Annotated in this window: 13 protein-coding genes; 6 read left to right on the top strand and 7 right to left on the bottom strand. The window is 29.9% G+C overall.

Features of this window, described 5'->3' with window-relative positions:
• Positions 1 to 52: 52 nt before the first annotated feature.
• Positions 53 to 403 (bottom strand): helix-turn-helix domain-containing protein, encoded by a 351-nt coding sequence (locus tag H9I45_RS02495; protein ID WP_088353516.1) that lies wholly within the window; start codon positions 401 to 403, stop codon positions 53 to 55.
• A 349-nt stretch (positions 404 to 752) separates the two neighbouring features.
• On the opposite strand from H9I45_RS02495, the gene H9I45_RS02500 reads away from it, so the two are divergent.
• From H9I45_RS02500 to H9I45_RS02520, 5 genes are all read left to right on the top strand, one after another.
• The gene (locus tag H9I45_RS02500) at positions 753 to 1811 is read left to right on the top strand and encodes a M14 family zinc carboxypeptidase (protein WP_088353515.1); all 1059 of its coding nucleotides are present in this window, start codon (positions 753 to 755) and stop codon (positions 1809 to 1811) included.
• Between the two features lie 76 nt (positions 1812 to 1887).
• Positions 1888 to 2367, top strand: a complete 480-nt coding sequence (locus H9I45_RS02505; protein WP_088353514.1) for an Lrp/AsnC family transcriptional regulator — start codon at positions 1888 to 1890, stop codon at positions 2365 to 2367.
• Positions 2368 to 2483: 116 nt separating this feature from the next.
• Positions 2484 to 4469 carry an alpha-ketoacid dehydrogenase subunit alpha/beta gene (locus H9I45_RS02510; protein WP_088353513.1) on the top strand — a complete coding sequence of 662 codons (1986 nt, stop codon included), beginning with the start codon at positions 2484 to 2486 and terminating at the stop codon, positions 4467 to 4469.
• Between the two features lie 164 nt (positions 4470 to 4633).
• Complete coding sequence (locus tag H9I45_RS02515; protein ID WP_088353512.1) at positions 4634 to 5638, top strand: NADP-dependent oxidoreductase; 1005 nt, start codon at positions 4634 to 4636, stop codon at positions 5636 to 5638.
• Entirely contained in the window at positions 5638 to 5823 is a 186-nt protein-coding gene (locus H9I45_RS02520) for a CPXCG motif-containing cysteine-rich protein (RefSeq protein ID WP_228455023.1), read from the top strand. The genes H9I45_RS02515 and H9I45_RS02520 overlap by 1 nt, the downstream gene beginning before the upstream one ends.
• A 118-nt stretch (positions 5824 to 5941) precedes the next feature.
• Here the strand turns inward: H9I45_RS02520 and H9I45_RS02525 are convergent, their stop codons facing one another.
• The gene (locus H9I45_RS02525; RefSeq protein WP_088353510.1) at positions 5942 to 6649 is read right to left on the bottom strand and encodes a pseudouridine synthase; all 708 of its coding nucleotides are present in this window, start codon (positions 6647 to 6649) and stop codon (positions 5942 to 5944) included.
• Between the two features lie 108 nt (positions 6650 to 6757).
• Here H9I45_RS02525 and H9I45_RS02530 point away from each other — a divergent pair, with 108 nt between their 5' ends.
• Positions 6758 to 7300, top strand: coding sequence for a DUF4251 domain-containing protein (locus H9I45_RS02530; protein ID WP_088353509.1), 543 nt, complete (start codon positions 6758 to 6760; stop codon positions 7298 to 7300).
• Between the two features lie 235 nt (positions 7301 to 7535).
• Here H9I45_RS02530 and H9I45_RS02535 read toward each other — a convergent pair whose 3' ends face one another.
• From H9I45_RS02535 to H9I45_RS02555, 5 genes are all read right to left on the bottom strand, one after another.
• On the bottom strand, positions 7536 to 8870 hold the full coding sequence (locus H9I45_RS02535) for a DUF58 domain-containing protein (RefSeq protein ID WP_088353508.1): 1335 nt from the start codon (positions 8868 to 8870) through the stop codon (positions 7536 to 7538).
• A gap of 186 nt (positions 8871 to 9056) precedes the next feature.
• Positions 9057 to 10061 (bottom strand): AAA family ATPase, encoded by a 1005-nt coding sequence (locus H9I45_RS02540; protein WP_088353507.1) that lies wholly within the window; start codon positions 10059 to 10061, stop codon positions 9057 to 9059.
• Between the two features lie 3 nt (positions 10062 to 10064).
• Positions 10065 to 11276 (bottom strand): DUF4350 domain-containing protein, encoded by a 1212-nt coding sequence (locus tag H9I45_RS02545; RefSeq protein ID WP_088353506.1) that lies wholly within the window; start codon positions 11274 to 11276, stop codon positions 10065 to 10067.
• Positions 11273 to 12022, bottom strand: coding sequence for a DUF4129 domain-containing protein (locus H9I45_RS02550; protein ID WP_088353505.1), 750 nt, complete (start codon positions 12020 to 12022; stop codon positions 11273 to 11275). The genes H9I45_RS02545 and H9I45_RS02550 overlap by 4 nt, the downstream gene beginning before the upstream one ends.
• Positions 12022 to 12987, bottom strand: coding sequence for a stage II sporulation protein M (locus H9I45_RS02555; protein WP_088353742.1), 966 nt, complete (start codon positions 12985 to 12987; stop codon positions 12022 to 12024). Before H9I45_RS02555 ends, H9I45_RS02550 begins: the two co-directional genes overlap by 1 nt.
• Positions 12988 to 12999: the final 12 nt, after the last annotated feature.

Below are 12999 nucleotides of genomic sequence, written 5' to 3' on the forward strand. Positions count from 1 at the left end.
TATAATATTTTGTTGTTGAAAATATTTTAAATCTACAAAATCAAAATATTTCTTATTTCTTGTATTCAGCAAAGGTACCATCATCATAAAATACAACAATTCTTTGAATTCTTTTTCCTAAAACAGGTTTAGAATCTTCAAATAAAGAAGGAGATGGAGTAGAAGTCGTGTCTACTATTTTAGGATAATTTCCTTTTCCATTTAACAACCAATGAATATCTACATCTAAAAATTCGGAAGTTACTTTTAAAATAAAATCTAGACTCGGTTTATTTCTTCCAGACAAAATATGTGAAATACTGGAACGTTGCACACCTATTTTATCTGCAAAAGTAGAAGCAGATAATTGGTGGTATTCCATCACTTTTTTTAATCTTTCAGTAAATTCAACACTGTTTATCATTGTAACTTTTTTACGTATTACAAATGTAAAACAACTATATTTAATTACAATGTTAAAGTTTAGTTTCTTAATATAAGTTGAAAAAAATACTTTAATTAATTGCTTTAAATAACTTACATAATATACTAAAATTCAATAATTTAATTCTTATAAATAGATAATATTTATTTCATCAATTAAGCTGATTGTATTTTGTAACGAATGGAAAAACATAAGTTTACATAAGTAACAAATTGTTGTAAATTTGTAATTTACATTTGTAACATGTTTACAATTTACAATTGTAACATTTTAGTTTGATTACAATTGTGAATACAGTACTTTTACGTTATAATTTTGTTCGTATATAATGAAGATATTAGCCACCGAATTTTTAGCATCTATTTATCAAACAGAAAAAGAAAGTACTCTTTCTGGAAAATGGATTACGTATAAAGACATCGAAAATCTTTTTAAAAAATACCAAGCAATTTTCGAAGTAAAACAAATTGGAACTTCCGAAGAAGAAAGACCAATTCTGCAATTAAAAATCGGAACAGGCTCTAAGAAAATTTTGCTGTGGTCGCAAATGCATGGAAACGAAAGCACAGGAACCAAAGCATTATTCGATGTATTCAATTGTTTTTTAAATAGTAATAAAGACGAACTTTCAATAATTTTAAAAGAATGTACATTGATTTTTATTCCGATGTTAAATCCAGATGGAGCACAAGCCTACACAAGAATAAATGCAAATAATATCGATTTAAACAGAGATGCAGTCGATAGAAAAGCAAAAGAAAGCAAGTTATTACGTAAGATTTTAGAGGAATTCAATCCGCAATTTTGTTTCAACTTGCACGATCAAAGAACTATTTTTAATGTGGAAGGCACTAAAAATCCTGCAACCATTTCCTTTTTAGCACCTTCAGAAGAAGAAACCAGAGCTTTAACAAAAGGCAGAACAGAAACTATGAATGTAATTGTAGCCATGAATAAAATGCTACAAAACATAATACCTAATTATGTAGGCAGATATACAGACGAATTTTATCCTACAGCAACTGGCGACAACTTCCAGAAATTAGGTTTTAATACCATTTTAATTGAATCTGGGCATTTTCCAAACGATTATATAAGAGAAGAGAGCAGAAAATATACGTTCTTTTCAATTTTACAAGGAATTTATCATATTGCAACTGCCATTAATTTTAATACTTATAAGGAGTACTTTTCAATACCTAATAACGATAAAATTTTCTACGATGTAATTCATAGATATCCAGATTCTAAAGATGATGTCGCATATCAATATCAAGATTTAATTGTGAATGATAAATTAGTTTCAAAATTGGTAAAAGTAGAAGAAAAAGTGTTGAAATCTAATATAGGACACTCCGAAATCGTTTTCGAAAGCAAAAAAGTTTAGACATTTCTCATTAATTTTATTGTTCAATTAAATTTTATTCATAAATTTGCACTATTAATTGAATAATACATAATATATGAAGAAGTTTATTTTAGACGAAATCGACCACCAGATTTTAGATATCTTAATTGAAAATGCAAGAACACCTTTTACGGACATTGCAAAACAGTTATTAGTTTCTGCAGGAACCATTCACGTTCGTGTTAAAAAAATGGAAGACGAAGGTATTATTCAAGGTTCTACATTAACATTAAACTACGAAAAAATGGGCTATTCTTTTATTGCTCATGTTGGTGTTTATTTAGAAAAAACCTCTATGACACAGAGTGTTATCGAAAATTTAAGAGCAATACCAAACGTAACTGTAGCTTATGTAACTGCTGGTAAATACAATATTTTCTGTAAAGTAAGAGCAAAAGGAACAAACGATGCAAAAGACATTATTTATCAAATAGATGATGTTCCTGGAGTAAATAGAACAGAAACAATGATTGCTTTAGAGGAAAGTATCAACGATAAGAAAAGAATGATGCATGCTATTTTTAAAGAATTATAGGCGTATTTCAACAAATAAAATTTAGTAAAAATCTCTATCAATAAAATGATAGAGATTTTTTTATGGATTACACTTCTTTATCTGTAAGTTTGTTTTGATTACGAAATATCTATTTTATGAGTGATAAAATTATCTATAATATAAATTCTATCGATAAAAGCAAATTATTAGAATTGTATAAAAACATGCTAAAACCTCGTTTAATTGAGGAAAAAATGTTAATTCTATTACGTCAAGGTAAAATTTCTAAATGGTTTTCTGGAATAGGGCAAGAAGCAATTTCTGTGGGAGTTACTTCTGCTTTGTATGGGGATGAGTATATTTTACCAATGCACAGAAATTTAGGAGTTTTTACTACAAGAGAAATTCCTTTACATCGTTTATTTGCACAATGGCAAGGAAAAAAAAGTGGTTTTACCAAAGGCAGAGATCGTAGTTTTCATTTTGGAACACAAGAATACAATATCGTTGGAATGATTTCGCATTTAGGGCCTCAATTGGGTATCGCAGACGGAATTGCACTTGCGAACAAACTAAAAAATAATAACAAACTTTGCGCAGTTTTTACAGGTGAAGGTGGTACAAGTGAAGGTGATTTTCATGAAGCTTTAAATGTTGCTTCAGTATGGAGCTTGCCAGTTTTATTTTGTGTAGAAAACAATGGTTATGGTTTATCTACACCAACTTCCGAGCAATTTAATTGCGAGAATATTGCAGATAAAGGAATTGGATATGGAATGGAAAGTTATATAATTGATGGCAATAATATTCTGGAAGTATTTTCGAAAGTAACCGAAATTGCAAAAAGTGTTCGCGAGAAACCACGTCCTATTTTATTGGAATTTAAAACATTTCGAATGCGAGGTCATGAGGAAGCAAGTGGAACAAAATACGTTCCTCAAAATTTGCTAGACTTGTGGAGAGCAAAAGATCCTTTAGAAAATTTCCAATTATTTTTGAAAGAAGAAAATATTCTAACAGAAGAAATCGAAAGTTCTTATAAACAAGAAATTATTAAGGAAATTAACGATGGTTTAGATACTGCATATGCAGAAGAAGATATTGTTTCTAATGCAGAAATTGAACTTAATGATGTTTATAAAAACTACGATTATAAAGCAATTTCTCCATCAATAGAAAAGAAAAACATTCGTTTAATAGATGCTGTTTCTGAAGGTTTGTATCAATCTATGGAAAAATACGAAAATTTGGTAATTATGGGACAAGATGTTGCAGAATATGGAGGTGTTTTTAAAATTACAGATGGTTTTGTAGAAAAATTTGGAAAAGAGCGTGTTAGAAATACACCAATATGCGAATCTGCCATTGTTTCTGCAGCTTATGGTTTGTCTGTAAATGGAATGAAAGCTGTTGTAGAAATGCAGTTTGCAGACTTTGTTTCTTCAGGTTTTAACCCGATTGTAAATTTATTAGCAAAATCTCATTATAGATGGAACGAAAAAGCAGATGTTGTTGTTAGAATGCCTTGTGGAGCAGGTGTAGGAGCTGGGCCATTTCATAGTCAAACAAACGAGGCTTGGTTTACAAAAACACCGGGTTTAAAAGTTGTTTATCCTGCATTTCCTCTAGATGCAAAAGGCTTATTAATTGAAGCGATAAACGATCCAAATCCTGTTTTATTTTTCGAACACAAAGCTTTGTATAGATCTGTTTATCAAGAAGTTTCTGAAAATTATTTTACAACAGAAATAGGTAAAGCAGCACTTTTAAAAGAAGGAAAGCAAATTACAATTATTAGTTATGGAGCTGGAATTCATTGGGTTTTAGATCATTTAGAAAATAAAAATGTTTCTGCAGACGTAATCGATTTAAGAACATTACAACCTTTAGATGTAGAAACGATTTACAAATCTGTAAAAAAAACAGGAAAAGCTCTAATTGTACAAGAAGACTCACTTTTTGGAGGAATTGCAAGCGATATTTCTGCATTAATCAACGAAAATTGTTTTGAGTTTTTAGACGCGCCTGTTAAAAGAGTCGCAAGTTTAGAAACACCAATACCATTTCAACCAGGTTTAGAAAAAGAATATTTAGGCAAAAATCGATTAGAAAAGGCAATTGATAAACTTTTAAATTATTAATTTTTGCTTATAAACTTTATAATTTCTCTTGTCGAATTCAGTCGAGACCATACTTAAAATTTCAACTTTCTAAAAACACACATTCATAAATTAAATATAAAATTCTGATTTTCACTTTTTTCAATAAAGTAAAAACATTATTTTTATAAATATTAATACTATTTATGAAGAACAAACAAATCACCCTAAAAAATAGACCTAAAGGTTTTCCAGACGAAAACACATGGGAATTAGAAGAAAACACAATCCCTACTTTAGAGGAAGGAGAAATTTTAATTCAGCATCATTATATCTCATTAGATCCAGCAATGCGTGGTTGGATGAATGACACAAAATCTTACATTCCTCCTGTAGAATTAGGCCATGTAATGCGTTCTGGAGCTATTGGAAAAGTAATTAAGAATAACAACAACCCTAAGTTTGAAATTGGAGATTGTGTTACAAGTTGGGGAGGAGTACAACAATATTCCGTTTCGAATGGAGATGGATGGTACAAAGTGGACGAAAAATTAGCTTCTATGCCAATGTATTTAGGAACCTTAGGTATGCCAGGAATGACTGCTTATTTCGGAATTTTAGAAGTAGGAAAAATAAAAGAAGGCGATATTGTTTTAGTTTCTGGGGCAGCAGGAGCAGTTGGGTCTATAGTTGGACAAATTGCAAAAATTAAAGGCTGTACAGTAATTGGAATTGCTGGTGGTAAAGAAAAGTGCAATTATATTAAAAACGAATTGGGTTTCGACGAAGCAATCGATTATAAAAACGAAAATATATACTCAGCCTTAAAAAAGAAATGTCCAAAAGGTATAGATGTATTTTTCGATAATGTTGGTGGTGTAATTTTAGATGCAGCATTAAGCAAGCTAAGAATGCATGCAAAGGTGGTTATTTGTGGTGCCATTTCGCAATATAATAACAAACACAAAATCGACGGACCAAGTAATTACTTGTCTTTATTGGTTACACGTTCTACAATGCAAGGAATGGTTGTAATGGATTATACCAAAGATTTTGGAGAAGCTGCAAAACAAATGGGCACTTGGTTACAAGAAGGTAAATTAAAATCGAGAGAAGATATTTACGAGGGTATCGAAAATTTCCAAGAAACTTATAATAGATTATTTTCCGGCGAAAAAAATGGAAAATTAGTATTAAAAGTTATAGAGTAGTGGAGCAGGAACATTTTTTTCAATGTCCCTATTGTTGGGAAGAGATTTCTATGATTTTAGATGCGAGTGTTCAAAATCAAACCTATATCGAAGATTGCGAAGTTTGTTGCAATCCCATAGAAATATCACCAACATTTGAAGCTGGAGAATTAATTGGTTTTCGATCTGAATCTATTGAGCAGTAAAATTAGTTTTATTTTTTGGAGCTATTTCCAGCTTTTCGCACTCGCTTTTTTTCTGAAATAGAAAAAAGAGCTCAAACAAATGCTACAATCTGGGCTAGACTTGTTTGGAAACTCTTTGTTATAATTCTAATGGATTCACCCAAGAAAATTTTTCAAATAAAGAAATCCAATCTTTTGGAAAGCTCGCTTTTAAAACCAATTTTTCTAATGAAAAAGGATGTGTAAATTCTAGTCTACCAGCATGTAAAAACATGTTGGCGCAATTAAAATTTTCTTCAAACATAATATTATGGTTTTTATCGCCATATTTTGGGTCGCCAATTAAAGGGTTGCTAATTTTATTTGCATGTACTCTCAACTGGTGCATTCTACCTGTTTTGGGTTTTAATTCTACCAAACTATATCGTGAAGAATCGTAAGGTTTTACAGGGATTTCTAAAGTAACTTTTTCTATTGTTTTTAAATACGTTAAAGCTTCTTTATGTACGTTTGCATCTCTTCCTTTTACTGGGGAATCTATTGTTTTTTCGTCTGGAGCAAAACCACGAACAATTCCATAATATGTTTTTTCAATTTCGTTATTGGTAAATAATTCTTGAAACTTAGAGACAAATCCTTTTTCCTTGGCCAATAATATGATACCAGATGTTTTTCTGTCTAATCTATGAATCGGATATACTTTCAATCCTTTTTCATCCATTATATATTGTAGCAAAGAAGTTTCTTCGGAAACATTTCTAGAATGGTGTGCATGATGCACCAACATATTATTTGGTTTACTCACGCATAAGATGTGTTCATCTTCAAAAATGATTGTTATATTCATTGGTTGTTTTTGGTTTTCAAAAATAAGACTTAATTTGTGATATCTTTAAATGTTTTTTAAAGTGAATTTTGTAAATTAGAACAATAACTGTAAGTAAATTATAAAATTATGAGAATAGCAATTTTAAGTTTTTTAGTCATTTTTATGAGCTGTGCAGGTACTAAAAATACAGCAACACCATCAGAAATAAACGATTTAAAAGAAATCGTAAACAATAAAAAAATTGAAGTAAACTTTAATTGGGCAAGACCAACAGGAGGAATTAATAATATAAGAGGAATTGAAAATTTATTGCCTAGAGGAAGTAATATGAGCAATATAGATTTAATGGGAAATCCTAATTTTTTTAGAATTAACGGAGATAGTATCCATATGGATTTGCCTTATTATGGGCAGAGACAAATTTCTGGTGGTTACAATTCAGATAGTGGAGTTAAGTTTGAAGGGAAACCTAAAGAATTTTCTAAAACTTATAATAGCAAAAAAAATGCCTATATTTTAAAATATTCTTTAAATGAGAATACCGAAAATTACAATGTAACACTTACATTATTTTCCAATAAAAGAAGTTCTTTAAATATAAATAGCACCCACAGATCTACAATTTCTTATGATGGTAAATGGAAAGAATATGTATTTAAAAAGAAATAGTTTATAAAGGTTTTAGATTACTCTTTACCTATTGATGTAATTTCGAAACCAGATTTTTCAAATTCAAGACCTAAACCTCCAAATTTTTTTAAAATAAAATTGAGTATTAAACATCCTATCCAGCCAAAAATAAAACCAAATTTAAAGTATAAAATAGGGCCTAATACACTACCCACAATAATTCCATATTTAGTGGCATCTACTTTTTTTAAGTTATTTATAGTTGTTATTTAAATTAAAAAAGCCCTCTCGCTTTTAATTCCAAGTATTTATTAATGGTATCTCCTGTTAGATTTTCTGGGGAAGTTAGCACAGATTGTATTCCGTATTTCTTTAATTCGTTTACAATACTAATTTTTTCGTACATAAATTTTTCTGCAATAATACTATCATAAACATCTTGGATGTTATTTGCTTTCGTATTAATTAAAGTCTGTAATTCTGTATTTTTAAAGAAAACAACCAAAACTAAATGGTTTTTTGCCAACGCACGTAAATAGGTAAGTTGCCTATTTAAACCATCCATAGTTTCGAAGTTTGTGTAGATAATAAGTAAACTTCTATGAGTTATTTTTCTTTTAATAACGGAATATAATGTACTAAAATCGGATTCTGAAAAGTCGGTTTTTATGTTGTGGAGCGTTTCTGAAATTAAAGACATTTGTGAGCTGCGTTTTTCAGCAACAATCCAATCTTCTAATTTCTTAGAAAACGTTAACATACCAGCCTTGTCTTGCTTTTTTAAAATTACATTACTTATGGCCAAGGTTGCATTTATAGCGTAATCTAACAAACTTAATTCGTTAAATTGCATTTGCATTGCACGTCCTTTGTCTATAATCGAATACACAGGTTGCGATTTTTCTTCTACATATTGGTTTACCATTAATTGGTTACTTTTCGCAGTTGCTTTCCAATTTAGCGTTCTAATATCATCTCCAGAAACATACTCTTTAATTTGCTCAAACTCTAAAGAATGTCCAATTCTTCTTATTTTCTTCGTTCCATAAGAAATGGATTGATTCGTAAAAGAAGTAATATCAAAATCTCTTAGCTTTAAGAAAGAAGGGTAGCATTTTAATACTTTTTCTTCGCCTAAAATATATTTTTTAGTAACTAATTGCAAAGGTGAATTCACATAAGCATTAATATTACCAAAATTATAAACACCTCTTTCTGTTGGCTTTAAATTGTAGTGAAGGTTTTTTTCTTCTTTTGAAGTTAAAGTCAATGGAAAAATAAAATCTCTTTTTTGGAACTGAAAAGGCAATTCTTCAATAATTGAAATATGTGTTTTAAAAGAATAATGATTGTCAATCTTTAATGTAATTTTATTTTCATCTCCATTAGACAATCTTTCTGGTAAAAAACGAGTGATTGCAACTCCTTTTTTAGTTTTATATAGAAGAAACAAATCAACAAAAACTAAAAAACAAAGCACAAACAGTAACACTTTAGAAACTTCAAAAAAGATAGGCACAAAAAAACCGAATACAAATAGTACTGCAATTCCTCCTAAATAATAGAAGAATTTATTGTGAAGAAATAAAGTTTTGTAAAAATGCTTCAATTTGTTGTATAAATGTTTAATTGTTTAATCGTGTAATTGTTAATTGCGATTGCAACTCTTTTTCCTCTCGCAAAATAGCAAAGACGTAAAGTTTTTTGTTTTTTACTGCTACTGCTACTGCTACTGCAAACTGCGACTGCCAACTGCAGACTGAATACTGCAGACTGAATACTGCCTACTTAAAAACTAACGTGGAATCTCTACTGCTTCAATAATTTGTTCTATAATTTGTTTGCTAGTTAAACCTTCCATTTCTCTTTCTGGTGTTACAATTACTCTGTGTTGTAAAACAGGAATTGCTGCTCTTTTAATATCTTCTGGCGTTACAAAATCTCTTCCTTCAATTGCTGCAAAAGCTTTGGAAGCCCCTAAAATAGCAATACTAGCTCTTGGAGAAGCTCCTAAATATAAAAATGAATTAGAACGCGTGTTCACCACAATATTTGCGATGTATTTTAATAGATTTTCTTCAATGGTAATCTGATTCACCAAACCTCTAAATTCCATAATTTTTGAAGCTGAAATAACAGTTTCTATCTTACTTATTTTGGTTGTATTTAATAGCGCTTGTTCTTTTAAAATGATTTCAAATTCTTCTGCAGCATTTGGGTATTCAACATTAATTTTGAATAAAAAACGATCTAATTGCGCTTCTGGCAAACGATATGTTCCTTCTTGTTCGATTGGATTTTGGGTAGCCAATACAATAAAAGGTTCGTCCATTTTATAGGTGGAACCATCGATTGTTACTTGTTTTTCTTCCATTACCTCAAACAAAGCTGCTTGTGTTTTTGCTGGAGCACGATTAATTTCATCAATTAAAATCATATTCGAGAAAATTGGCCCTTTTTTAAACTCAAACTCTGTGGTTTGTAAGTTGTAAACAGAAGTACCCAAAATATCCGATGGCATTAAATCTGGTGTAAACTGTATTCTACTAAAATCGACAGCAATCGTCTTAGAAAGTAGTTTTGCTGTAATGGTTTTTGCAACTCCTGGAACTCCTTCAATTAAAACATGCCCGTCTGAAAGCAGTGCCACCAAAAGGAGATCTAACATATCTTTCTGACCCACAATTACTTTTTTCAATTGTTGTTTTATCAGAAAAACATTCTCTTGTAATTCCTTTAAATCGATTCTGTTTTCAAACTCAATTTTATCGGGAGTTTGTTCGTTGTTTTGTGTTTCCATATATTATTTATTAAAGAAATTTTCTATCATTTTATGCAACCCAATTAACTCTTCCTCAGAACATTCTGCTCTTTTATTTAAAGTGATAATAGTATTGATTAAGTATTTTGTTCTCTGAAGTTCGTTGCCAGATTTTGTTGCTAATTTATTAATAAAATCTTCATTTAAATTATTGGTATTTATCAAGTATTTAGAACGGACTTTCTCCAAAAAATATGCAATTTTCTTGTCGATTAAATTTTTATGATCTTTTTCATTCAAATACAAATTGGCAATCGTTTGTGTAAATTCTACAGTGGTATTTTTTAAGGGTGCAATTTCTGGGATTGCACGTTGTTTTCTTCTAGCATTAAAGAGCATAAACAACAATAACCCAACTAAAGAAACAACTAAAAACCAGGTAAGAGTTGGATGCTGTAAAAAGAATTTAAAAACCGAAGGTTGCTTTCTATTATTATTAGAATATTTGCTCGATTTTATGTGAGTATCCCATAAAACTTCATTATTTGGTAAATAGGAGAGAAGGTTTGCTGTATATGCATCTTTATTACTCAACATATAGTAATTTGTAAAAACAATTGGGTTTGTATGCAAGTAAAAAGCGCCTTTTCCATGATATACTTTTATAAAATTTGGTACTTGTTCTCCACCTACAACTGTGGTTCCTAAAACTTTCGTTTTTGTATCACTATATTGTAGAAAATAATTTCTACGGATATTTCTATCAAATTTGAAAGCTTCTGTACCAAAATCAGTATTTTTTAGATAGAATTCACCTTCCAATTTCTTTAAGGCATGTATACTCCAAACATTTTCATCTAAATTATTGGTGGTAAATTCTAACGCTTCTTTAAATCTTTCGCTAAAAAAGTTTAAGGCTATAAATGCCGAATTTCCTTGCGATACAAAGTCTAACAACTCGTCTGTACCTTCTTTTGTTTGATGGTAAGCACTGTGCTTTATCAATATATAATTTCGAGTTGTTGTAGAATCCTCAGGATTATCAAACAATAAAAAATCGTAAATATTTTCGTCTAAAAAGGTTATTTTTTCTTTTGGAAATAGATTGGTGGCTTCTTTTGAAATAATGTAATTTCCAAACGGACTTTTCTCTTTCTCTCGAAAGTTTTCTCGCCAATTCGTTTTTTTACAGCTTGCAAATAAGACAAAAAATACTAAAAAGGAGCTATATTTTATGTACGTGAATTTTATCATTTGCCAACCTTGTTTTTAAACGATTCGTATTTCTGCTGTACATTTTCGAAATTTGCTTTGTCTATTGCAAATTCTCCATACCAAACATAGGTATAAACATAAGAAAGGTAAGAAAATTGTTCCCTTAACTCTTTGTTTTCTAGCTCAAAAGTATATTCTGAATTTGTTTTTTCTTTGTGATAATCAATGAGTTTTTTATTTGATAATACTTTTAAAACAGATAAGTAATAATAGCGAATGGCAAGCCTATAATTAACATTTGCAATTGCTTGTTTTAATAGAACTTCTAAATCTATTTCATGGATATCTTCATCTTCATAAATAAGTTTCTCTGTAGTTTTCTTTTTTCCTTTTTTTATGTTCCAAAAACCAATTTCTGACCCTAAAGCAATTTTAAGAATAACAAAAATGATAAAACCTCCCAATAAAAATGGAAATACTACTTTTAGAAAAGAAACAAACGCTCTTAAAAAACCTAAATTCATAGGAGGGGAGTCGTTTTTTTCTTTTTCAGGTTCTTCTGTGTAAATAAAATCTTTATCAGAATATTTGGTCTTTAAATTGTCTGTAAATTCCCTTTTTTCTGAATACTCAATCGATTTTATATAAATTGTGGAATCTTTTACAACTGGCTTCGAATCTTTTATAGAATCTTGTACAACTTCTATGGAATCTTTTTCAGTTTCCTGAGAAATTGTTATTCCAGAAAACAGCACACAAAAAAGGAGTAAAACAATGTTTTTCATTAGCGCAATTGGTGTTTTTTGGCCACTTTAAAAGGCAGTATTAAATAATAATAACCAATGGTTCCTAGACTAAAGAAAATAATTGCAAAACAAAAAATCGTAGGCATTGTATTGGAATACCTGGTTACATACCCTTCTAAAAATGCCGCTGCTAACGTAAACGGAATGGTACTTATAAATATATAAAATGCATCTCTAACTCCTTTTTTAAAAGACTCGAAACGTTTTAAAGTACCTGGAAATAAAATACTTGCACCAATAATATAACCAGTGGCTGCTTCAATAATAATTCCGAATATTTCGTAGGTTCCATGAATCCATATTCCCTTTAAACTGTCAAACAAACTATTATATTGATAGAAAAAAGCTTGAAAAACAGCCACCATAATCGCATTTACCACAATATAATATCCTGTTCCCAATCCTAAAAACAAGCCAGATAAGAACATATTTAAACCAATTCTTTGGTTGTGGTTGTAAATTCCAATAAATGTACCCCAGTTGCTTCCTCCTTTATAAATAGCCATAGCATCTCCACTTTCTATATTTTCGATGGTTTGGTCTACATATTCGTTTCCTAATATTTGTCTTGCAAAACTTTCATCATTAAAAGTAGAGAGCAATCCAATAAAAAAACAGATAAAAAAGAAGGCAAAAGACAAATAAATGTATTTTCTGTATTGGTAGGCGAGTAGTGGTACTTTATCAAAAAAGAAATATAAAAACACATTCTGGTCTCTTCTTTTAGCATGATAAACTTTATCGAAACTACTCTTAGCCAATTTATTAAGATAAGAAGTAACTTTGCTTTTAGGATAATAGGTTTGCGCATATACCAAATCGTTCATGATTTTTATATGCAGGTTGGCTATGTCGTCTGGACTTTTTTTCTTTTTATTTGAAATTACTTGTTCAAATTCGAGCCATTTTTCTTTATTTTGCTTTATAAAAGCGACCTCTCTCATTAAGAGCGAATT

This window comes from Polaribacter haliotis, from assembly GCF_014784055.1.
GTDB lineage: Bacteria > Bacteroidota > Bacteroidia > Flavobacteriales > Flavobacteriaceae > Polaribacter > Polaribacter haliotis.

What these genes read in the sequence shown, in the direction of transcription:
- H9I45_RS02540 (WP_088353507.1), bottom strand. Translation starts at nt 10,061, where the DNA reads ATGGAAACACAAAACAACGAACAAACTCCCGATAAAATTGAGTTTGAA.
- H9I45_RS02505 (WP_088353514.1), top strand. Translation starts at nt 1,888, where the DNA reads ATGAAGAAGTTTATTTTAGACGAAATCGACCACCAGATTTTAGATATC.
- H9I45_RS02530 (WP_088353509.1), top strand. Translation starts at nt 6,758, where the DNA reads ATGAGAATAGCAATTTTAAGTTTTTTAGTCATTTTTATGAGCTGTGCA.
- H9I45_RS02550 (WP_088353505.1), bottom strand. Translation starts at nt 12,022, where the DNA reads ATGAAAAACATTGTTTTACTCCTTTTTTGTGTGCTGTTTTCTGGAATA.
- H9I45_RS02515 (WP_088353512.1), top strand. Translation starts at nt 4,634, where the DNA reads ATGAAGAACAAACAAATCACCCTAAAAAATAGACCTAAAGGTTTTCCA.
- H9I45_RS02495 (WP_088353516.1), bottom strand. Translation starts at nt 403, where the DNA reads ATGATAAACAGTGTTGAATTTACTGAAAGATTAAAAAAAGTGATGGAA.
- H9I45_RS02555 (WP_088353742.1), bottom strand. Translation starts at nt 12,987, where the DNA reads ATGAGAGAGGTCGCTTTTATAAAGCAAAATAAAGAAAAATGGCTCGAA.
- H9I45_RS02545 (WP_088353506.1), bottom strand. Translation starts at nt 11,276, where the DNA reads ATGATAAAATTCACGTACATAAAATATAGCTCCTTTTTAGTATTTTTT.
- H9I45_RS02525 (WP_088353510.1), bottom strand. Translation starts at nt 6,649, where the DNA reads ATGAATATAACAATCATTTTTGAAGATGAACACATCTTATGCGTGAGT.
- H9I45_RS02500 (WP_088353515.1), top strand. Translation starts at nt 753, where the DNA reads ATGAAGATATTAGCCACCGAATTTTTAGCATCTATTTATCAAACAGAA.
- H9I45_RS02510 (WP_088353513.1), top strand. Translation starts at nt 2,484, where the DNA reads ATGAGTGATAAAATTATCTATAATATAAATTCTATCGATAAAAGCAAA.